The 20798-nt window shown below is 36.1% G+C and carries 21 protein-coding genes; 13 read left to right on the plus strand and 8 right to left on the minus strand.

Annotated elements, in window-relative coordinates:
* Window positions 1-40 precede the first annotated feature (40 nt).
* Together E0F89_RS01290 and amaB are read left to right on the plus strand one after the other, a co-directional pair.
* A complete protein-coding gene (locus tag E0F89_RS01290) occupies window positions 41-580 on the plus strand; it encodes a 3-hydroxyanthranilate 3,4-dioxygenase (RefSeq protein WP_131908059.1) in 540 nt (179 codons plus the stop codon).
* A 184-nt stretch (window positions 581-764) separates the two neighbouring features.
* Window positions 765-2312 (plus strand): L-piperidine-6-carboxylate dehydrogenase, encoded by a 1548-nt coding sequence (amaB, locus tag E0F89_RS01295; protein ID WP_131908060.1) that lies wholly within the window; start codon window positions 765-767, stop codon window positions 2310-2312.
* Between the two features lie 93 nt (window positions 2313-2405).
* Here the strand turns inward: amaB and E0F89_RS01300 are convergent, their stop codons facing one another.
* The 5 genes from E0F89_RS01300 to E0F89_RS01320 all read right to left on the minus strand — a co-directional run bounded on the left by E0F89_RS01300 (window position 2406) and on the right by E0F89_RS01320 (window position 7159).
* Window positions 2406-2903, minus strand: coding sequence for a DUF6646 family protein (locus tag E0F89_RS01300; protein WP_131908061.1), 498 nt, complete (start codon window positions 2901-2903; stop codon window positions 2406-2408).
* 131 nt (window positions 2904-3034) lie between these two features.
* Complete coding sequence (locus E0F89_RS01305) at window positions 3035-3760, minus strand: metallophosphoesterase family protein (RefSeq protein ID WP_131908062.1); 726 nt, start codon at window positions 3758-3760, stop codon at window positions 3035-3037.
* 448 nt (window positions 3761-4208) lie between these two features.
* Window positions 4209-5348: an ATP-binding protein gene (locus tag E0F89_RS01310; protein WP_131908063.1), complete on the minus strand. Its 1140-nt coding sequence runs from the start codon at window positions 5346-5348 to the stop codon at window positions 4209-4211.
* An 84-nt stretch (window positions 5349-5432) separates the two neighbouring features.
* Window positions 5433-6188 carry an SDR family NAD(P)-dependent oxidoreductase gene (locus E0F89_RS01315; RefSeq protein ID WP_131908064.1) on the minus strand — a complete coding sequence of 252 codons (756 nt, stop codon included), beginning with the start codon at window positions 6186-6188 and terminating at the stop codon, window positions 5433-5435.
* Window positions 6189-6286: 98 nt separating this feature from the next.
* Window positions 6287-7159 carry an aldo/keto reductase gene (locus tag E0F89_RS01320; RefSeq protein WP_131908065.1) on the minus strand — a complete coding sequence of 291 codons (873 nt, stop codon included), beginning with the start codon at window positions 7157-7159 and terminating at the stop codon, window positions 6287-6289.
* Between the two features lie 212 nt (window positions 7160-7371).
* On the opposite strand from E0F89_RS01320, the gene E0F89_RS01325 reads away from it, so the two are divergent.
* The 8 genes from E0F89_RS01325 (at window position 7372) to E0F89_RS01360 (ending at window position 16630) form a co-directional block, all read left to right on the plus strand.
* Complete coding sequence (locus tag E0F89_RS01325) at window positions 7372-8376, plus strand: AAA family ATPase (protein WP_131908066.1); 1005 nt, start codon at window positions 7372-7374, stop codon at window positions 8374-8376.
* A 79-nt stretch (window positions 8377-8455) separates the two neighbouring features.
* Window positions 8456-9319 carry a DUF58 domain-containing protein gene (locus E0F89_RS01330; RefSeq protein ID WP_131908067.1) on the plus strand — a complete coding sequence of 288 codons (864 nt, stop codon included), beginning with the start codon at window positions 8456-8458 and terminating at the stop codon, window positions 9317-9319.
* Between the two features lie 133 nt (window positions 9320-9452).
* The gene (locus E0F89_RS01335) at window positions 9453-11084 is read left to right on the plus strand and encodes a hypothetical protein (RefSeq protein ID WP_131908068.1); all 1632 of its coding nucleotides are present in this window, start codon (window positions 9453-9455) and stop codon (window positions 11082-11084) included.
* Window positions 11084-12085 (plus strand): vWA domain-containing protein, encoded by a 1002-nt coding sequence (locus E0F89_RS01340; RefSeq protein ID WP_113664824.1) that lies wholly within the window; start codon window positions 11084-11086, stop codon window positions 12083-12085. Before E0F89_RS01335 ends, E0F89_RS01340 begins: the two co-directional genes overlap by 1 nt.
* Before the next feature lie 128 nt (window positions 12086-12213).
* Window positions 12214-13245 carry a VWA domain-containing protein gene (locus tag E0F89_RS01345; protein WP_131908069.1) on the plus strand — a complete coding sequence of 344 codons (1032 nt, stop codon included), beginning with the start codon at window positions 12214-12216 and terminating at the stop codon, window positions 13243-13245.
* Window positions 13246-13292: 47 nt separating this feature from the next.
* On the plus strand, window positions 13293-14048 hold the full coding sequence (locus tag E0F89_RS01350) for a tetratricopeptide repeat protein (protein WP_131908070.1): 756 nt from the start codon (window positions 13293-13295) through the stop codon (window positions 14046-14048).
* Between the two features lie 20 nt (window positions 14049-14068).
* Window positions 14069-15814 (plus strand): BatD family protein, encoded by a 1746-nt coding sequence (locus E0F89_RS01355; protein WP_131908071.1) that lies wholly within the window; start codon window positions 14069-14071, stop codon window positions 15812-15814.
* Between the two features lie 72 nt (window positions 15815-15886).
* The gene (locus E0F89_RS01360) at window positions 15887-16630 is read left to right on the plus strand and encodes a tetratricopeptide repeat protein (RefSeq protein ID WP_131908072.1); all 744 of its coding nucleotides are present in this window, start codon (window positions 15887-15889) and stop codon (window positions 16628-16630) included.
* Between the two features lie 35 nt (window positions 16631-16665).
* On the opposite strand, the gene E0F89_RS01365 is transcribed toward E0F89_RS01360, so the two are convergent.
* Window positions 16666-17169, minus strand: a complete 504-nt coding sequence (locus E0F89_RS01365) for a CvpA family protein (protein WP_131908073.1) — start codon at window positions 17167-17169, stop codon at window positions 16666-16668.
* 143 nt (window positions 17170-17312) lie between these two features.
* On the opposite strand from E0F89_RS01365, the gene E0F89_RS01370 reads away from it, so the two are divergent.
* The 3 genes from E0F89_RS01370 (at window position 17313) to E0F89_RS01380 (ending at window position 19445) form a co-directional block, all read left to right on the plus strand.
* Window positions 17313-17669, plus strand: coding sequence for a hypothetical protein (locus E0F89_RS01370; protein WP_131908074.1), 357 nt, complete (start codon window positions 17313-17315; stop codon window positions 17667-17669).
* Between the two features lie 110 nt (window positions 17670-17779).
* Window positions 17780-18799: a phenylalanine--tRNA ligase subunit alpha gene (pheS, locus tag E0F89_RS01375; RefSeq protein ID WP_131908075.1), complete on the plus strand. Its 1020-nt coding sequence runs from the start codon at window positions 17780-17782 to the stop codon at window positions 18797-18799.
* A 238-nt stretch (window positions 18800-19037) separates the two neighbouring features.
* Window positions 19038-19445, plus strand: coding sequence for a hypothetical protein (locus tag E0F89_RS01380; RefSeq protein WP_131908076.1), 408 nt, complete (start codon window positions 19038-19040; stop codon window positions 19443-19445).
* A gap of 1 nt (window position 19446) precedes the next feature.
* On the opposite strand, the gene E0F89_RS01385 is transcribed toward E0F89_RS01380, so the two are convergent.
* Both E0F89_RS01385 and E0F89_RS01390 read right to left on the minus strand, forming a co-directional pair.
* Window positions 19447-19662 carry a hypothetical protein gene (locus E0F89_RS01385; RefSeq protein WP_131908077.1) on the minus strand — a complete coding sequence of 72 codons (216 nt, stop codon included), beginning with the start codon at window positions 19660-19662 and terminating at the stop codon, window positions 19447-19449.
* Between the two features lie 38 nt (window positions 19663-19700).
* Window positions 19701-20696, minus strand: a complete 996-nt coding sequence (locus E0F89_RS01390; protein WP_131908078.1) for an NAD(P)H-dependent glycerol-3-phosphate dehydrogenase — start codon at window positions 20694-20696, stop codon at window positions 19701-19703.
* Window positions 20697-20798: the final 102 nt, after the last annotated feature.

Consider the following 20798-nt stretch of genomic DNA (forward strand, 5'->3'; position numbering starts at 1 on the left):
CAATTTATTATTTCATAAATTTACATTTAAATTAAAAATCATGGCAATAGCAAAACCTTTCAATCTCAATAAATGGATCGACGAAAACCGTCATCTGCTCAAACCACCCGTTGGAAACAAGAATTTATACACCGAATCCGGTGATTATATCGTTATGGTAGTTGCTGGCCCAAATGCCCGAAAAGACTATCATTACAATGAAACCGAGGAATTGTTTTACCAACTTGAAGGCTCCATAAAAGTAATTGTTCAAGACGACGGGGAGCGCAAAGAAATGGAATTACATCCCGGCGATATGTACCTGCATCCCGCTAAAACTCCACATTCTCCGGTTCGTTCCGAAGGTTCCATAGGACTTGTCATCGAACGAAAAAGAGCTGGACAAGGATTTACGGACGGATTGCTTTGGTTTTGCGATAATTGTAATCACAAGCTGCACGAAGTCTATTTTGAACTGCATAATATCGAGAAAGATTTCCTGCCCCATTTCGAACATTTCTACAATTCAGAGCACTTGAGAACCTGCGGAAAATGCGGAACCATAATGGAAACAGACCCGAGGTTTATTGCCAAAAAATAATTCAATGTTGAATTTATTTCAGTTTAGGGCTACTCCAGCTATCCGTTCTACCCACATCCGTAAGCTTACGATGCCAGTGCTTTCGGGGCAAAAAATCGTAAAATAAAAGTGCCAATTTTTCCTATTTCACGTTAAATCAATATATTTGTAAAAAAATATAACAATTTTTAATAAAAAAGTTACAATGATAACAATCGCAGATCAATTCGGAATTAAAGAAGCCCTTAAGCAATTAGGGATTGAGGAAATAAATGAAGGAACATCAACCGGAGCAATCAATTTTGCGAATGGAAAAATCATCGAAAGTTATTCGCCGGCCGATGGGACTTTAATTGGAAAAGTGAAAACTTCTTCTAAAGAAGATTATGAAAAAGCAATGCAAAAAGCTTCTGAAGCGTTCCTGGAATGGCGCATGATTCCAGCTCCAAAAAGAGGTGACATCGTCCGACAAATGGGAGATGAATTAAGAAAATTCAAAGAACCACTTGGGAAATTGGTTTCTTATGAAATGGGAAAAAGTTTACAAGAAGGATATGGTGAAGTGCAGGAAATGATTGATATCTGCGACTTTGCGGTGGGATTATCCCGTCAGTTGTATGGGTTGACAATGCACTCTGAAAGACCTTTGCACCGAATGTATGAGCAATACCACCCAATAGGAACGGTTGGAATTATCTCAGCGTTTAACTTTCCGGTAGCAGTTTGGAGTTGGAACGCAATGATTGCCTGGGTTTGTGGTGATGTCGCTATTTGGAAACCAAGTTCAAAAGTACCTTTATGTGGAATTGCGTGTCAGAATATTATCAAAACAGTTTTAAAAAGAAATAACGTTCCCGAAGGTGTTAGTTGTTTAGTGACTGGAAACGAATCAGGAGATTTAATCAATAATGACAAAAGAATTTCGTTGGTTTCTTTTACAGGATCAACAAGAATAGGACGTCACGTATCAAAAACCGTTGCAGAACGTTTTGGAAATACGATACTGGAATTAGGAGGAAACAATGCGATTATCGTTTCGGAACATGCGGATATCAGTATGGTATTGGTCGGAGCTGTTTTTGGAGCAGTGGGAACTGCAGGTCAACGTTGTACGTCAACCAGACGTTTAATTATTCACGAAAGTGTGTATGACAAAACCATCAGTGTTTTAAAAAATGCATACGGTCAATTGCAAATTGGAAATCCATTAGACGAGAATAATCACGTCGGGCCACTAATTGACAAAGGAGCTGTTCAGGAGTATTTGAATGCTATTGAAAGCGCCAAAAAAGAAGGTGGAAAAATCATCGTTGAGGGCGGATTGGTTGAAGGTGCAGGATATGAAAGTGGTTGTTATGTGAGACCATGTATCATTGAGGCTGAAAATCATTTTGACATCGTTCAAACAGAAACTTTTGCCCCTATTTTATATGTAATGAAATACAGCACGATTGAAGAAGCGATTGCGTTACAAAACGGAGTTCCACAAGGACTTTCCTCTTCTATTTTTACCAATAGCATGAGAGAAATGGAATTGTTCCTGTCTCAATCCGGCTCTGATTGCGGAATTGCGAATGTAAATATTGGTACATCTGGAGCAGAGATTGGTGGTGCTTTTGGTGGGGAAAAAGAAACGGGCGGCGGGCGTGAGTCCGGTTCTGATGCTTGGAAAGCCTACATGAGAAGACAAACCAACACAATCAATTACGGAACCCAATTGCCATTGGCACAAGGAATCAAATTTGATTTGTAGTAATAAATTATAACAAACTAAAAAAGGCAATTTGAAATTTTCAGATTGCCTTTTTTCATTAAAAATTCTTCGTGAACTTTTAGGATAATCTATCTATAAATTGAATGACGCACCAATGTTGAATGTAAATTGGTTGTTTAATTTATCAAAACCTATTGGATCTGTTTTGTAACTGGCAATTGGAATTCCAGCTTCGGTGAACATACCGAAACCTTCGGTGAAGAAATAACGGAAACCTACATGCGCACCAAAATTTCGTAAACCTAAATTTAATCCTGGGTAAATGTCCATTTTTGGATCTAATTCAAAAACATTTCCCAAGTTTGCATTGAAACGTCCTTTAACATCCACTCTGTCTCCAAAATCTGGTTTGTTGCCTAAGTCATCTTTAGAAACGGACAACAAATAAGAAGTAACAAATCCGAATGACATGTTTTCTCCAAGTCCAAAATCAGAAGAAACACGAATTCCAGAACCTCCGTTTTGAAAGTTGGCTCCAACATCAAATTTAACGTCTCCTTTTCCTTTGAAAGCCTGTGCATTGACCAAACCAATAGTCAATAGCAATACTAATGTGGTAATCTTTTTCATATGAAGATAATATTTGTTTTTATTGGCATATGGAATTCGCATAGCTTCATTGGTGTTTGCAACCAATTTTCGGTTATGCTTATTCCATACTCTTAATTTTTAAAGTGGGAGCAAAAGTAGTTCAATAAAATCTAATTTCTTCCTTTCTCGTCAAAATACAATTGGCTCAAAGGTTCGCTTTGCCAAAATTCCTTGCTGTCAACATCCATAATGGTTAATGGTCCTTTGAAAGCCGCTCCGGTATCTACGTTCCAAACATTTGCCTTTTGTACGGGAGTGGTTTCACCAATTCGGGTAACGGGCGTGTGACCAATATAGATTTCATCGTATAAAGTAAAGCGTTTTGGATAAAAAGGATGATCGGATTTCATTGTTGTGTCTAATGCCAATGCCGTTTCCCACAGGGTTCTGTCCCAATAAAAAAGCCCGGGAAAATATTCAAAATCTACTCCATTCATATTGGTAAAACCGGCATGAACATACAAACGACGCTGCTCGTCCAGATGATAATTATCCAAAGATTTCAGGAATTCAATATGTTTTTGCTTCGTTTCTGCGCTGACAGATTCGTAGGCTAAAACAGTTGCTTCTCCGCCATGTTTGTACCACAACAGATTGTCTTTGCTTTCATCGAGCCATTCCAGCAATAAGTCGTCGTGGTTTCCGCGAATGCAAATGCAATTTTGTTTGGTTTTTAAATCAATGATAAAATCAAGTACCTGAGGAGATTGGCTCCAGCCATCAACGTAATCTCCCAAAAAAATTAGGGTATCTTTTTTAGTAACTTTGGCTCTTTCCATAATTTGGTGCAGCGCTCGCAAACCACCGTGAATGTCGCCTATAACAAGTGTTCTCATGTACTCTATTTCTTTTTATTAATGCAAAAACAGCAGAAAATAAGCACTATTTTTCAAGTCATAAAATTAACTAAAAGTGTGATGAACCAAGCTTTTTTAGTTTATTATTTTTTAAAAATTAAAGAATTCGTGTTTTAGCGTGAAATTGAAATATCACTGTTTTAGGTGATTGTTTTATTTAATTTTTCGGATTAGTTTTACAAAAAATTAAACTTTTTTCAAATGAGTGCACTTGTTTCGTTATCGTTGCTGTTGGCTAAAATGATTTGTCAAGTCGTAAAAGAATTGTTGGCTTTTATTTAGAATGTATGAAAACTAAAAAGCTTTATTGCTGCTGATTTTAATTTTATATCCTACGACTATTTGTTTCAATTAAAGTTGGATAATAATTAGAATGAATCATTAGAAAATGATATTGGTTCTAATCCAGAAAAATAATTTCTCAGAATCACTGCACATCATATTTCATTTTTCTCAAAATTCGCAGCGCTTCTTTAAACGATAAATACACCTGATTAAAAGGTTTTAAAAGTACTTTGGCGTCAATCAGTTTTTGTTTGGCTTCTTCAAAACCGTTGAGGTAACAAATCATAAAAGTGGAAGGTAAATTTTCTAAATCTTTATGCTCTCTTTCAGATAACGAAAGCCCTTTTTGAAGTTTTTTCAGCAAAGCAATATTAGCATTGTAAATATGGAATAACATTTTTTTGTTGAATTCCGGTGGCTGAAACAGCATTTCTCTTTCAATTTTATAATAGCCATTATCATGAAAATGAATCGTTTGTTTTTCTAAAGGATAATAGCTCGTTTTATCATTCAAACCCAAAGGAACATATTCAATAATGGTAAAAGTATCTTCATCGAAAGTAATTTCGACCACATCTTGAGCCGAATAAAACAGCTTAATTTGCTCGTTGATCAATTCAATATCAACACGTGATAAATAGGTTTTGTCACGCGATTTTTTGGCAACACCCGCCCAGCAAATCACAAATAATTCTTTGAAAACTTTATATTTTGGCGCCATATCCTTGTGGCGAAAATTCATGAAATCAATCACGCCGTCGAGTGTGTTTTCGATGCTGTTTCGGGAGTTGTTTTCGATGCCAATTACGGTTTCTGTGTTCTGGTAATTCTTCTCAATTTCACCTTCAACCGGCATTGTGTTACTGCCTCGCCGTATAAAAATACTGTTGGCAGGAATCGTGTGAATTCCTTTTTTGAAATGGGAAGTCTTACTTTTTGGCTTGACCGTTACCAGTCCGATAACTTTATCTTTTGGCAAGTTTGGGAATGGGACATTTTCGTATTGAATTTTCGGGGGATTTTCCAGATAAGCATTCACTAAATTCTGAATCCTGCTGTCGTCAAAAAAGTCGTCGCCCACAATAATATTGTCATAATCTTCAACTCCCACCACTATATAGGAATTATTTGCAGGATTTGAATTGGATAATGCGCAAATGTGCTTGAGAAACTTTGCTTTTCCCTCTCGCGTATGCAAATTCAACTGACGCTTTTTATCATAAAAACTACTCTCATCATTGTGAGCAAGCAGGTTCTTGATAAGAATGCGTTTGTTGATCATACAATTAGATTTTTAGATTTCTTAGACAATTGGATTTTTAAATTCTATAAATAATCTAAAAATCCAACAATCTAAAAATCAAATTTAAATATCTCTTTTTAAAATAGTCGCAGCGGCTTGTGCCGTAGGAAAAACAAGCAAATCGGCAATATTTACATGATACGGTCTGGAAACTACAAAATGAATAATATCAGCGATATCCTCCGGAAGTAACGGCGTAAAACCTTGATATACATTGGCGGCTCTGTCTGTGTCTCCTTTAAAACGCACTTCGCTAAATTCCGTTTCTACAGCACCGGGATTAATGGCTCCCACCCGAATACCGTAAGGACTCAAATCCATTCGCATGCCTTGGTTTAAGGCATCAACGGCATGTTTGGAGGCGCAATAAACGTTTCCGTTTGGATATACTTCTTTTCCGGCGACGGAACCAATGTTGATGATATGACCTGATTTTCGTTCGATCATTTGCGGAATTATGGCTTTAGAAACATATAAAAGTCCTTTGACATTGATGTCAATCATGGCGTCCCAATCATCTAAATCTCCGTTTTGAATGGGATCTAAACCATGCGCATTTCCGGCATTATTAATCAAAACATCAATCGTGGAAAAAGCTTCCGGGATGGAATTGATACTATCAAAAACCGCTTTTTTGTCCCGAACATCAAAGGACAAAGTATGTACTTCGGTAAATTCCGAAAGTTCTTTTTCAAGATCTTTTAATCGGTCTTCACGGCGTCCGCAAAGAATGATTTTGTAGTTATTTTTAGCTAATATTTGCGCTGTTGCTTTACCAATTCCACTGGTTGCGCCAGTCACTAAGGCTGTTTTAATCATGAGTTTTTTTTCTGTTTTTGAAATCGTGAATCATAGATTTCATTTTGTGTACTGTTTTTTTGCGATACTAAAGATAAATTGGAAAAAATATAAAATTTTTAGGCCACATCATCGCCCATGCTTGCGGTCCAAATGGCAAACCAATCTTCGTTGTCTAACTCTAATTCAACGGCTTTCATCAGTGACTGAATTCGGGCCACATTTACCGTTCCTGCAATGGGAATTACTTGCGCCGGATGTTTTAAAATCCATGAAAGTAAAATGGAGTCTGACCCCAAATGGTATTTTGAAACCAATGTCGCCAGTAATTTTTTCAATCGTCTGGTTTGTGGAATATCTTCTCTAAAAACGGATCCCAGCGGATTCCAGGACATAGGACGAATTTTGTTGGTTTGCATATAATCAAAACTTCCGTCGACCATTGGTTCAAAACTTGTTGCCGAAAATTGCACTTGATTGTATAAAACTTCTGTTTTCTGGCGAATCAATTCGGTTTGCGAAGACGTAAAATTAGAAAGTCCGAAATCATTAATTTTACCGTCTGATTTTAGTTTCAAAACCGCTTCGGCAATTTCATCAGCCTGCATTAAAGGACTTGGCCTGTGTAATAAAAGAACATCGAGATAATCCGTTTGTAGATTTTTTAAGGAATTTTCAACAGACCAGATAATATATTCTTTTGAATATTCGTAATGTTTTATAGTGTTGTTGCGGTTTTCCGTTACCATTTGGATGCCGCATTTAGATATTAATTGCATTTTTTCTCTCGCTATTTTACTTGCAGTAAACGCTTTTCCAAAATCAGCTTCAGTGGTGTAATCTCCATATATATCGGCATGATCGAAAGTAGTAATTTTGTTCTCTAAACACACATTAATCATGTTTTCCATTTCTTTGGTATTGAGATTTTTATCCCAAATTCCCCAATTCATGACACCCGCTACAATAGGGGATAATTTTGTTTTATTCATGGTTTTTATTTTTTAATGAAATTCATAATTATGCTATTTCAAAGTATATTTTTCAAAGTTCTTAAAAATATAAAAATTGTATCATAATTCGTCCTTAAATTTAGGGCTTTTGTCGAAGTTTTAACCATTTATTAACATCTTACTTCTAAAAAAAAATTCAATTTGCACCTTCAAAACGAAGGCATTAAACTCAAGGTTTTAAAAATAATAAAATGGAAGAAAATACATCGACTTTAGATATCAGGGCAATTAATGAAAAAATTGAAAGAGAGAGTGCTTTTATAGATCTTCTGACAATGGAAATGAACAAGGTTATCGTAGGTCAAAAGCACATGGTGGAGCGTTTGTTGATTGGACTTTTAGGTCAGGGACATATTTTGTTGGAAGGTGTTCCCGGATTAGCAAAAACTCTAGCAATTAATACACTTTCGCAAGCCGTTCAGGGATCTTTCAGCAGAATTCAATTTACTCCAGATTTATTGCCTGCCGATGTTGTGGGAACTATGATTTATAACATTAAAGCCAATGAATTTTCGATAAAAAAAGGACCGATTTTTGCTAATTTCGTCCTTGCCGATGAGATTAACCGTGCGCCAGCCAAAGTGCAATCGGCATTATTGGAAGCGATGCAGGAAAAGCAAGTGACTATTGGTGACACTACTTTCAAACTAGATCGTCCATTCTTGGTGTTAGCGACTCAAAATCCAATTGAGCAAGAAGGAACGTATCAATTACCTGAAGCTCAGGTCGATCGTTTCATGTTGAAAACAGTTATTGATTATCCAAAAATGGAAGACGAGCGTTTAGTAATTCGTCAAAACCTAAAAGGGAGTTATGAAAAAGTAAATGCTGTAGTTTCTGTGGAACAAATTTTACGCGCTCAAGAAGCTGTTCGTGAGGTTTACATGGATGAAAAAATAGAAAAATATATACTTGATATCATTTTTGCCACGCGTTATCCAGAGAAATATAAATTAGCTGATTTGAAACCATTAATCAGTTTTGGAGCCTCACCACGTGGAAGTATCAATTTGGCTACTGCCGCAAAATGTTACGCTTTTATCAAACGTCGTGGTTATGTAATTCCAGAGGATGTTCGTGCTGTAGTTCATGATGTATTGCGTCACAGAATTGGAGTTACCTATGAAGCGGAAGCCGAAAATATTACTTCAGTAGACATCATCAACAAAATCGTAAACGAAGTAGAAGTACCTTAAAGTTTGTTTAAGGTTTAAAGTTTCAAGTTGTTGGATAGAACTTGGAACGTTAAACTTTTAAACTTTAAACAAATTAAAAATGGATACAAAAGACCTCTTAAAAAAAGTCCGAAAAATAGAAATTAAAACCCGAAGATTGAGCGATCACATCTTTTCGGGAGAGTATCATACGTCTTTCAAAGGACGTGGAATGACGTTCAGTGAAGTGCGTCAATACCAGTACGGAGATGATATTCGTGCTATTGATTGGAACGTTACCGCACGTTACAACGAAGCGCATGTAAAGGTTTTTGAGGAAGAACGCGAATTGACCATGATGTTAATGGTTGATATTTCTGGTTCAGAAAGTTTTGGTTCAAAAAATCAATTCAAGAAAGATATTGTTACGGAAATTGCTGCAACGATGGCTTTTTCAGCAACTCAAAACAATGATAAAATAGGTTTGATTTTGTTTTCGGATGAAATTGAATTGTACATTCCGCCAAAAAAAGGAAGATCACACGTACTTCGAATCATTCGGGAATTGATAGAATTTCAGCCTAAAAGCCGTAAAACAGATATTGCTCAAGCCTTAAAATTTTTATCGGGAACTCAAAAAAAGAAAGCGATTGTGTTTGTGATTTCTGATTTCATGTCGGAAGATTATGAGCAAACATTAAAAATTGCTGCAAAAAAACACGACATAACTGGGATTCGCGTGTACGACATTCGAGAAGAAAAAATGCCGGATTTAGGTATGGTTTCTATGCTTGATGCCGAAACCGGAGCAGTCGAATTGATAAATACCGGTTCGAAAGCAGTGCGGATGAATTATGAAAAACAATATCGCGACAAAGTCAACTATTTTAAAGAAACATTTAGCAAATCAGGTTCAGGTGTTGTAAATACGAGAGTTGATGAAAGTTATGTGACGAAATTATTAAGTTACTTTAAATCGAGATGATAATTTCAGATTTTTGATGAAAAGCCAATCTAAGTTTCTTGGTCAAATCTGACACGAACGTTAGTGAACTGGCGAAGCAAATCAAAAATCGTTAATCTTCAATCAAAAATCGAAAGAGGTTCAATAATAAAAGATGAAAAAACAATTATACCTACTACTATTAATGCTTTCGACTGCGGTTTTTGCACAACAAAAGCAAGTAGTCACAAGTATTGACACGACTAAAAATAAAATTGGTGCGGAATTTAAACTGTCCATAAAAACTACTGTTGATACTTCGTCTAAAGTGATTTTCCCGAAATTGAAAAACTTTGGAGCTTTAGAGGTGATTCAGTCGTATCCTATTGATACTGTCAAAATGGACGGACGTTATGAATTAATTAAAAAATACGGTTTAACCCAATTTGATTCTGGTAGATATGTTGTTCCAAGTATCAAGATTTTTATCAACAGCAAGCCTTTTTTGACGGATTCGCTTTTGGTAGAAGTGGCGAATGTTCAAGTGGATACTTTGAAACAAAAAATGTTCGACATCAAGGATATTGCTCCAGCTGATAACCCAATTGGCGACTGGTGGAAATACCTGTTGATTATTGCTTTGATTGTAGGTATTGGAGCGTTTATTTATTGGTTTATTAAAAAACGCCAAGAAAAGAAACTACAGGAAGAAATTTATAAAACCCCAATCGAGAAAGCGACTACTTTGCTGGATACTTTAGAGAAAAAGGAACTTTGGCAAAAAGGAGAAGTAAAAGCCTATTATAGTGAATTGACTGATATCGCAAGAAATTATATCGAAGAAGCAATAGAAATTCCGGCTATGGAAAGCACGACTTCGGAACTGATTCAGGGTCTTAGAGCAGCTTCTGTAAAAAAGAAAATGACGCTTTCTCAGGAAATTATCGAAAATCTGGAGCGTGTTTTAAAACAGGCCGATTTAGTGAAATTTGCTAAGTCAAAACCACTGGATTTTGAAATCACAGAAGACCGAAATAAGATTCAAAAAGCAATTCTGACATTAGACAATTCAATTCCTGTGGAAATTCCGGTAGAGGAAGACATGTTGTTGAATGAAGCGCAAAGACAAAAACAAATCCAAATTCAATTGCGCAAACAAAGGAACAAACGTATCGTAACTGCGGTGGCTTCGGTTGTTTTTTTATTGGCAGCGACCACGACTTTTTTCATTGTTACCAAAGGGTTTGATTATGTGAAAGACAATATTATTGGTCATCCTACAAAAGAATTATTGGAAGGTGAATGGGTAAAAAGTGAGTACGGAAATCCAGGAATTATCATAGAAACACCAAAAGTGCTTAAGAGAGTAGATTTGACAAAAACACTCCCTAAAAACGGAATGGCTTTGATCAAAGAAATGCAGTCTTTTGCGTATGGAAGTGTTTTAGATCGTTTTTATGTAATGGTTTCTACGCTAAAATTCAAAGCAGAAACGCAAATTGATTTGGCAAAATCTATGGACGGCGCATTGCAGTCACTTGAAGCGCAGGGAGCTCAAAACATGATTGTAAAACAAGAAGATTTTGAAACTAATGAAGGAGTCAAAGGATTGAAAGCCTACGGAACGTTCTCCCAAATTGATAGTGACAATAAGACTACTGCAAAAATGTATTATGAAGCAATATTGTTTAGCCAGGAAGGCGGATTGCAACAGATTTTAATTTTTCATGAAGAAGGAGATAAGTATGGGAACGAAATATCAGAACGCGTTTTGAATGCTGTGGAATTAAAACAAGCAAGTAAATAATGGACAAAATAACATTTTTAAACCCAGAATTTTTTTGGTTGTTTCTGCTGATTCCAGTTGTAATTGTCTGGTTCATGCGAAAAAAGAACCATCAATCAGCCACGTTAAAAATAAGCTCGTTAGAAGGATTTAAAGGAACAGGATCGTATTTAACCAAGTTAAAACCGATGTTGAATGTGCTTCGGGTTTTGGCTTTATGCTCTTTGATTGTAGCTATGGCAAGGCCAAGAACGGTCGATGTGAGTAATAAAACTAAAACTACGAAAGGGATTGATATAGTCATGGCGATAGACGTTTCCGGAAGTATGCTGGCCAAAGATTTGAAACCGAACAGAATGGAAGCCCTCAAAAGAGTGGCCGCTGATTTTGTTGAAGAACGACCAAATGACAGAATTGGACTTGTGGTTTATGCCTCTGAAGCGTACACAAAAACACCAGTAACCAGTGATAAAGCGGTAATTCTGGATGCTATCAACAGCATTAAATACGATAATGTTTTACAGGATGGAACCGGAATAGGAATGGGATTAGCTACTGCTGTGAATAGATTGAAAGACAGTCAGGCAAAAAGCAAGGTGATTATTCTTTTGACTGATGGTGTGAATAATGCTGGATTTATCGAGCCGGAAACAGCATCGGATATTGCCAAACAATACGGAATCAAAGTGTATACTGTTGGAATTGGAACTAATGGAATGGCCATGTTTCCGTATGCTATCGCGCCAAATGGGAAGTTTTTGTTCCAAATGATGAAAGTGGAAATTGACGAGCAGTTGATGAAAAATATCGCCAGAAAAACAGACGGTAAATATTTCAGAGCTACAAGCAACAGCAAATTAGCGGAGATTTACGCTTCCATCAATAAACTGGAAACAACTGAAATCGAAGAATTAAAATTCTATGATTACGATGAAAAATTCAGACCTTTTATATGGTTCGCTGGTTTTTTATTATTGGTAGAAGTAGGCTTAAGGAATACGGTCTTTAAAAGCTTTATATAAAATCCCCACCCCAGCCCTCCCCGAAGGGAAGGGAGCACGAACTGGAATATTGGAATAAAATGACCAAGTTTAGAATTTTGATTTAGATTGAAAATCTAAGATTAAAGTTCATAAATCTAAAAATAGAAATGGAATTAGACGAAAAAAAATATTTATATCTTCTCTTTATACTGCCTTTGGTGGTGTTGGTTTTTCTTTTCAATTTATATTGGAAAAGAAAAAAACAGCGCGAGTTTGGCGATTTAGAAATGGTGAAAAAACTGAGTCCGGAAAGTTCAGTTTTTAAACCCGTTTTGAAAGTAACAGTTTTGATTTTGGCTTTACTTGGACTCATTCTTGGTTTGGTAAACCCAAAGATTGGAACCAAAATGGAAACCGTAAAACGAGAAGGAATCGACATTGTTTTTGCTATTGATGTCTCCAAAAGTATGCTGGCCGAAGACGTAGCGCCAAACCGATTGGATAAAAGCAAGCAAATTGTTTCGCAAATTATCAATCAGTTAGGTAGTGACAGAATAGGAATTGTGGCGTATGCAGGAAGCGCTTTCCCAGTATTGCCCATAACTACGGATTATAGTGTCGCTAAAATGTTTTTGCAAAGCATGAATACTGATATGGTTTCCTCCGTAGGAACATCATTCAACGAGGCTATCAAATTATCGTCAACGTATTTTGATGATAAAAAAACGAGTAAGCTTTTGATTATGATTTCGGATGGTGAGGACCATAACGAAGGTGCTGATGAAGCCGCCGAAGAAGCAAATAAACTTGGAATTAAAATTATTACAATTGGTGTTGGAACTGAAAAAGGAGGTACGATTCCATTAAAAAGAAATGGAGTTGTTGAAGGTTTTAAGAAAGACAATAATAACGAAGTAGTGATAACAAAATTGGTTCCAGAAAGTCTGACAGCCATTGCAAAAGCCACAAAAGGGGGTTATGTAAATGGCAATAACACTAAAGAAGTTTTGGAATATGTTAAGAATGCTTTGAATAATATTCAAAAAACCGAATTTGAAGCGACCGAAATGGCAGATTTTCAATCGCAATTTCAATGGTTCTTGGGTTTTGCCTTTTTGCTATTATTTGTAGACGTTTTTCTATTGGAAAGAAAAACAAGTTGGGTTAAAAAGTTGGATTTATTTAACGAGAATAAATAATTATTTCTAAAAGGTTTCGAACCCTTCTGGATTTATAGATACAATAAATGAAAAGATTTAAAATTATCATAATTGCCTTTTTAATCGTTGCTTTCTCCGGGACAGCCGGATTGCATGCGCAACAAAAAGATCGAATTTTGCCCAAAGCAAACCAAGATTATGCGGACAATAAATTTGTGGATGCGGAGGCTAATTACCGAATTTCAGATTCGAAATTCCCTAATAAAGCAGCTGCACCTTTTAATCTTGGAAATAGTATTTACAAGCAAAAACAATCTTCCGAAGCAAAGTTTGCATACGCAAAAGCGTTAAAAAATTCGAAAACAAGGCCGCAGAAACACCGTGCTTTTCATAATCTTGGAAATGTGTTCATGAATGAAAAAGATTATACGCAGGCGGTAGAAGCGTATAAAAATGCCCTGAGAAATGATCCGACTGATGAGGAAACGCGTTACAATTATGCTTTGGCCAAAAAAATGCTGAAAGACAATCCGCCAAAGGACGATAAGAAGAAAGACGAGAAAAAAGATCAGGAAAAGAAAGACGATAAAAAGGACGACAAGAAAGACGGCGACAAAGAAAAAGACAAAGACAAAAAAGACGATAAAGGCGATCAGGACAAACAAAACAAAGATCCGAAACCCAACGATAAAGGAGAGCCAAAACCTGCTCCTGGAGGAATTTCTAAGGAACGATTAGAAAATCTTTTAAATGCCGTAAATAAAGAAGAAAAGAAGATTCAGGACAAAGTGAATGCCCAAAAAGTAAAAGGAAAACCAGTTAAAACGGAGAAGGATTGGTAGTTCAATTAGAGAGTTTGAAAATGAAAAAATATATAGCTGCGATTGTTTTATTGGTGTGCAGCACACTCAGCGCTCAGGTTCAATTTGAGGCCAGAGTGAGCAAAACTACGCTGGGCTTAAATGAGAGACTGCGTATTGATTTTATGATGAATGTTGATGGCGATAATTTTGTGCAGCCGTCTTTTGATGGTTTCCGAATTATAGCCGGACCAAGCCAGCAGGTAAGTCAGTCGTGGGTAAACGGAAGAAGCTCTTTTGAAAAAGCATATTCTTATTTTCTGACACCCAATCAAAAAGGGACATTTATAATTAAGCCGGCGGCTATTGAGTACAACGGTCAAATTTATAAAACGGCACCAATCAGGATTATTGTGACCGCCGCCACGGAACAGCCTAGAGACCCAAACGATACTCAAATATCTGGGGATGAAAACCTATATCTGGTTGCTGATGTTTCCAAAACAAATCCATACATCAACGAACCCATTACGGTAGTTTACAAATTGTATTTTGCTAATATTGGGATTTCAAATCTAGGAGAATCTAGTAAACCCAAATACAATGATTTTTGGAGTCAGAATATTGAAATAAAACAACTTACAGCCGAAGAAGGCATTTTTAAAGGTCAAAATTACCGCTATATAGTTCTTAAAAAAGTAGTGCTGTATCCGCAAAAATCAGGCAGACTTAAAATTGAGCCGTTGTCATTATCGGTAGATGTGCAATTACCGACAAATCGCAGGGATATGTTTGGTCAAATGATGATCACGGAAACCACTAAACGAGTTTCGACTGGAGCGAAAACCATCAACGTTAAATCATTACCCGAGGCAGGAAAACCAGATGATTTTAGCGGAGCAGTTGGAGATTTTGATTTTAAAGTTACACCATCAAAGACTAATTTGAAACATGGAGAAAGCCTGGATTTGGTTGTAAGTGTAACCGGAAAAGGAAATTTAAAACTATTCAGTTTGCCAAAACCTGTAGTGCCAAATGCACTGGAAATGTACGATGCGGTGCACAGCGAAGATATTAGTACTCCACTTTCTGGAATGGCTGGAAAATCTTCGGATAGTTATACCATTATTCCACAATACAGAGGGAATTATCCGGTAAAACCAATGCGGTTTTCTTATTTTGACTTGAGTTCCGGAACCTATAAAACGTTACGTTCTCCGCAGATTATGATTAATGTTCTGGATGGTCCGACACCAGCTGATTCTACTGTAGCAGGTGGTAATAAGAATAAAATTGCAGCAGTAGAGGAATTTAAAACAATCAAGTCTAAAACCAATCTTGTTACCATTTACAAGGAGGATTTCTTTGGATCGAATTTGTTTATTGGATTGTTATTGCTTCCTTTTTTACTGGTACCAATAATTGTATTATTCAAAAAGAAGAAGGAAGCTATGGATGGTGACATTTCCGGAAACAGAATCCGAATGAATAATAAACTGGCCAAGAAATATTTATCAGAAGCGAAGAAACAAATCAACAACAAAGAACTGTTTTATATTGCGCTGGAAAAAGCGATGCATAATTTCCTGAAAGCGAAATTACACATTGAAACTTCAGAAATGAGCAAGGATAATATTCAGGAATTATTGTTGTCCCGAAATGCAAAACCAGAAGCTGTAAATGATTTTATTGCCCTTACTGAAAATTGTGAAGTGGCTCGTTATGCGCCTTCGTCAAGTGTTATGATACAGCAGGATTTTGATAAAGCGGTATTTATAATCTCTGAATTAGAAAAACAAATTGCTTAATAAAAGTATAAAAATTAATTTTTGAGTAAATAATCTTTGCGACTTTGTGCCTTCGTGGCAAAAACCATAATGATGAAAAACATTCTATACATACTATTACTTTCAACCCAGGTTTTCTTTGCCCAAAACGGCTTCGAAAAAGGGAATGCGTACTATGCAAAAGGAAAGTACACCGAAGCTGTGGCAGCATATGAAAGTGTTTTAAAAGACAATAAACAGTCCTCGGAATTGTATTTTAATTTGGGAAATGCGTATTATAAATTGAATCAGGTAGCGCCTTCGATTTACTATTATGAAAAAGCATTAGTGCTGAACTCAAACGATAAGGAAAGTATAAACAACTTGAAATTCGCTCAAAAAAGGACTATTGATGAAATTAAAGTAATTCCAAAAGTAGGTTTTGGAAAATTACTTCGGGATTTCACAGGAATTTACCATTACAATACTTGGGGATGGGTTTCTGTAGGACTGGCGTCATTTTTTTTATTGTTTTTTATTGGGTACTATTTTTCACAAAAAACGCTTGCGAAAAGGATTTTCTTCTTTGGAATGTTTGTCGTAGTTTTCATAATGCTTATCACGTTATCCGCAGCAATTATTGAGAAAAGTGATTTTGATACTGAAAAACCAGCGATAATTTTTGCTGAAATGGCTACTGTAAAACCGGAACCCGGAGATGGCGGAAAACCGTTATTTGTACTTCACGAAGGAACCAAAGTGTATGTATTTGAAACTATTGGAAAATGGAAAAAAATACAACTGACTGATGGAACCACAGGCTGGATTGAAAGCAGTGCGATTAAGGAAGTGAAGTAAAAGTATTCAGTTATTACATTCCGTTTGAACTTTGCTTACTTTTTCTTCAAGCTATCGTACCACTGCCGTAATGACGGATACATATATCCCGCTGTTTTTTGGATTGGATTGTAAAAAAGAGAGTTATCCAAGGTTTCTTTTTTGGTTAAAATATGATTATAGTTTATTTTTTCGAAAATTGCAAAGACGATACTGATGATCAAAATCGTTTTTAGCACTCTAAAAAAACCGCCACCTAATTTATTCAACCAACCTAAAAAAGCAAAATCAGCTATTCCAGTGAGGAACTTCCCAATTATGGAGACCACAACAACCACAATCATAAAAGTAAGGATAAAAGCCACGACTCGGATAGTATTGGGATTCCATTTGACAAAGCCAGCCAAAACATCCCTCATATAAGCGGAAAATTTGACAGCAAAATAAATTCCCGCCAATAGCGAAACCAAAGATGCTAATTCTACAAAAAGACCGTTTTGCAATCCTTTATAAAAAGCAAAAGCAAGTAGCACGCCCAAAATGATATCCAAAAATCCCATCGTAATTCAATAATAAATAGAAAGGCAAATATAAAAGAATTGTTGACTATCGATTGCCAATTTTCAAGTTCTTATCTTTGCTCAAAATAATTTTATGAGTTATAAATCAATAATTCATAACTCATAATTCATAATTAAAAAAAATGTCAAGAGACACACAACTTAAAGAACGCTGGGAACAGCTTGTAAACATACTTTCCAACCAATTTTCTCAAGGTGAGGATTTAGATTTAGACGCCATTATTTATTTAATCGGGGTGCAGGAACTTGGGAAAGTACATAAAGAATTTAAAAAAGACGAGAAGTTAAACCTGATGCACATCGCCATTTGCCGTTTATTAGAACCGTATGGCTTTTATGAATTCGAATTTTTTGATGAAGAAGGGTGGCCGCATTACAAAGTAAAAGAGGAATTACCGCCGCTAAAAGCAGGAGAACAATCGGTTTTGATGAAAGAAGCCATTGTAAATTACTTCTTGGAACGGGAAGTAATAGAATAGCTAATTTAAGCAACATAGTTAGTTTTAAATGTAATGCAACAAACTTGAAACTTTAAACGTGAAACTTGGAACAAATTTCTTAAATTTGCACTCTCAATTACGGACGGAAAATGATAGATAAGATAAAAGAATATATTGGTGAAGCGCAGGCTTTTTCAACGCAAAACACAGCAGAATTAGAAACGTTCCGAATCAAATTTTTAGGAAGCAAAGGACTTTTGAAAGCGCTTTTTGCTGAATTCAAAAATGTTCCAAACGATCAAAAAAAGGAATTTGGACAGGTAATTAACCTGCTTAAAACTTCTGCCGAAGAAAAAGTAAAATCGATACAGGAAGCGCTGGAAAGCAAAGAAGAAAGTAAAGGATTTTACGGGGATTTGACTCGTTCAGCTGAACCAGTTATTATTGGCTCTCGTCATCCTATTTCATTGGTAAAAAACCAAATTATAGATATTTTTTCTACGATAGGTTTCAACGTTTCCGAAGGTCCAGAAATCGAAGACGACTGGCATAATTTTACTGCATTGAACTTACCGGAATACCACCCGGCACGCGATATGCAGGACACGTTTTTCATACAAACGAACCCCGATATTTTGCTGCGTACGCACACCTCATCCGTGCAAGTTCGGTATATGGAAAATAACAAACCCCCTATTAGAACGATTTCTCCGGGAAGGGTTTTTCGTAATGAAGCCGTTTCGTCCCGTTCGCACTGTATTTTTCACCAAGTGGAAGGATTGTACATTGACAAGGACGTATCTTTTGCTGATTTAAAGCAAACGCTTTTGTATTTCACCAAAGAAATGTTCGGGAAATCAAAAATCCGTTTGCGTCCTTCTTATTTCCCATTTACCGAACCAAGCGCTGAGGTTGATATTTATTGGGGTCTAAAAACAGAAACCGATTATCGAATCACCAAAGGGACCGGTTGGCTGGAAATTATGGGTTGCGGAATGGTAGATCCAAACGTTTTGAAAAACTGTGGCATCAACCCTGATGAATACAACGGTTTTGCATTCGGAATGGGAATAGAAAGAATCGCCATGTTGTTGTATCAAATCGGTGACATTCGTATGTTTTATGAGAATGACGTTCGTTTCTTGGAGCAATTTAAATCGAGTATTTAGTCATTGCCAGGGACGAAGCAATCTCATAACCATTTTGGAGCTTTGTGCTTTTAGGAGCTATTTCCAGCTGTACACTATATCTTTCTTGTCTTGAACTTGTTTCAGAATGCTGAAACAAGTTCAAGACAAGAAAGGATGCCGTTTCCATCTGGGCTAGGGCATTCAGTTTTTTTAAGAAATAAAATTTTAAATAATAATTTATAATGAATGAAGTTATTGCTTCATTCTTCGCAATGACATGAAAAAAGACATCATCATTCCCGAAGTAGAAAATGTATTCCTTGCTGCAGTCCAAGAATGGAGCGACGATTTTATGGAAAAAGTTTGGTATGCCTATTTAATAAATGACAGCGATTTTTTAATCGAAAGTGTCATGGTGGTTTCCAAAGCTTTCGGTACCATAGACGGTGAAATGAAAAAAACATCACTTTTGCGTCATGCTTTTGTAGAAGTGCCGGCAGTTTCAGTTATGAAAATTGAAATGATTGAAAAAAGTGTTTTGGCACTGAACAATGAGTTCATGCTGACATTTTTTATTGGAGACAAATTGTACGATAAAAAGTTTATTTTCAAAGCAAATTTCATTAACGAAATTGAAGTGGAAGAAGTGCCAATTTTATTCGTTGACGGCGTTATCGTGAGATAATTTATTGATTAATTTTTTTGTTTTTGGATTTCCATGTAAAGTAACCTAAAACAAATATTCCTACTAAAATGTAAGCAGCTGCACGAATATAAAAATTAGGCGTGGCAACTTGTTCCGAAAAAGGGATTTCTTTAATGTCAAACAAAACATTGAAAACGGTCATAAATACACCCCAAATCCCGCCAGTTTTAATCTGATATTTCCATCTTTCGCTCATAACGTGTTTCTGTTTTGGGTATTAAATCTGCAGTTGAATTAATCCAGTTTGTCCGTTAATTTTTTAAATACAGCTTTGGCATCTTGCCCTTCATAAAGAATACTGTAAACGGCATCTATAATTGGCGTTTTTGCACCATACGCCTGATTGAGTTTGTAAGCGCTTTTTACGGCGTAATATCCTTCAGCAACCATACTCATTTCCATCATCGCCGCTTTTACGGTATAGCCTTTACCAATCATATTTCCGAACATTCTATTTCTTGAAAATACAGAATATCCCGTAACTAATAAATCACCTAAATATGCGGAATCATTGATGTTACGTTTCATTTTATGGACTTTTTTGATGAATTTTTTCATCTCGCGAATCCCGTTACTCATCAAAACGGACTGGAAATTATCGCCATAACCCAAACCGTGCGCCATTCCTGCTGCAATAGCGTAAATATTTTTTAGCATCGCTGCATACTCCGTTCCTATAATATCGTCTGTAATTTTAGTCTTGATGTAATTTCCAGATAAATTTTTAGCAACAACCATAGCTTTGTCAGGATCGCCACACGCAATTGTAAGATAGGAAAGACGCTCCATGGCTACTTCTTCAGCGTGACAAGGACCAGTGATTACACCAATGTTGTAATACGGAATATCATATTTCACATGGAAATGTTCGCCTACGATCAGGCTTGTTTCCGGAACAATCCCTTTGATTGCCGAGAAAATAATTTTATCTTTTAAAGAAACGGTTAGTTTTTCTAATTCAGCATCCAAAAAAGCAGATGGAATGGCAAAAATAATGTAATCCGCGTATGCTACAGCTTCATTAATATCGCTGGTTAATTTCAGTTTCTTGATGTCAAATTCAACCGAACTTAAATAATTTGGATTGTGCTTGTACGTTTTAATATGCTCTATAGCAGCTTCATTACGCATGTACCACGAAATTTCGGTAAGATTCACACATAACATCTTTGCTATTGCTGTCGCCCAACTTCCACCACCTATTACTGCGAATTTTATATTTTCAGCCATTTTTTTATTGAATTTAACCAAAAGTACTTAAAAAAGTACTGATTATACAAATAAAATTAGAACAAGAAGCTCAATTTTTAAACGTGATAAAAAGTACTGCGA

It is taken from the genome of Flavobacterium caseinilyticum, assembly GCF_004349085.1.
In the GTDB taxonomy this organism is placed as follows: Bacteria; Bacteroidota; Bacteroidia; order Flavobacteriales; family Flavobacteriaceae; genus Flavobacterium; species Flavobacterium caseinilyticum.

Bases quoted from the DNA above. Each gene is read 5' to 3' on its own strand.
- E0F89_RS01335 (WP_131908068.1), top strand. From the start codon at position 9,453: ATGAAAAAACAATTATACCTACTACTATTAATGCTTTCGACTGCGGTT.
- E0F89_RS01325 (WP_131908066.1), top strand. From the start codon at position 7,372: ATGGAAGAAAATACATCGACTTTAGATATCAGGGCAATTAATGAAAAA.
- E0F89_RS01345 (WP_131908069.1), top strand. From the start codon at position 12,214: ATGGAATTAGACGAAAAAAAATATTTATATCTTCTCTTTATACTGCCT.
- E0F89_RS01330 (WP_131908067.1), top strand. From the start codon at position 8,456: ATGGATACAAAAGACCTCTTAAAAAAAGTCCGAAAAATAGAAATTAAA.
- E0F89_RS01365 (WP_131908073.1), bottom strand. From the start codon at position 17,169: ATGGGATTTTTGGATATCATTTTGGGCGTGCTACTTGCTTTTGCTTTT.
- E0F89_RS01390 (WP_131908078.1), bottom strand. From the start codon at position 20,696: ATGGCTGAAAATATAAAATTCGCAGTAATAGGTGGTGGAAGTTGGGCG.
- E0F89_RS01360 (WP_131908072.1), top strand. From the start codon at position 15,887: ATGAAAAACATTCTATACATACTATTACTTTCAACCCAGGTTTTCTTT.
- E0F89_RS01350 (WP_131908070.1), top strand. From the start codon at position 13,293: ATGAAAAGATTTAAAATTATCATAATTGCCTTTTTAATCGTTGCTTTC.
- E0F89_RS01385 (WP_131908077.1), bottom strand. From the start codon at position 19,662: ATGAGCGAAAGATGGAAATATCAGATTAAAACTGGCGGGATTTGGGGT.
- E0F89_RS01340 (WP_113664824.1), top strand. From the start codon at position 11,084: ATGGACAAAATAACATTTTTAAACCCAGAATTTTTTTGGTTGTTTCTG.
- E0F89_RS01355 (WP_131908071.1), top strand. From the start codon at position 14,069: ATGAAAAAATATATAGCTGCGATTGTTTTATTGGTGTGCAGCACACTC.
- E0F89_RS01310 (WP_131908063.1), bottom strand. From the start codon at position 5,348: ATGATCAACAAACGCATTCTTATCAAGAACCTGCTTGCTCACAATGAT.
- E0F89_RS01380 (WP_131908076.1), top strand. From the start codon at position 19,038: ATGAAAAAAGACATCATCATTCCCGAAGTAGAAAATGTATTCCTTGCT.
- E0F89_RS01315 (WP_131908064.1), bottom strand. From the start codon at position 6,188: ATGATTAAAACAGCCTTAGTGACTGGCGCAACCAGTGGAATTGGTAAA.
- E0F89_RS01370 (WP_131908074.1), top strand. From the start codon at position 17,313: ATGTCAAGAGACACACAACTTAAAGAACGCTGGGAACAGCTTGTAAAC.
- E0F89_RS01320 (WP_131908065.1), bottom strand. From the start codon at position 7,159: ATGAATAAAACAAAATTATCCCCTATTGTAGCGGGTGTCATGAATTGG.
- amaB (WP_131908060.1), top strand. From the start codon at position 765: ATGATAACAATCGCAGATCAATTCGGAATTAAAGAAGCCCTTAAGCAA.
- pheS (WP_131908075.1), top strand. From the start codon at position 17,780: ATGATAGATAAGATAAAAGAATATATTGGTGAAGCGCAGGCTTTTTCA.
- E0F89_RS01305 (WP_131908062.1), bottom strand. From the start codon at position 3,760: ATGAGAACACTTGTTATAGGCGACATTCACGGTGGTTTGCGAGCGCTG.
- E0F89_RS01290 (WP_131908059.1), top strand. From the start codon at position 41: ATGGCAATAGCAAAACCTTTCAATCTCAATAAATGGATCGACGAAAAC.
- E0F89_RS01300 (WP_131908061.1), bottom strand. From the start codon at position 2,903: ATGAAAAAGATTACCACATTAGTATTGCTATTGACTATTGGTTTGGTC.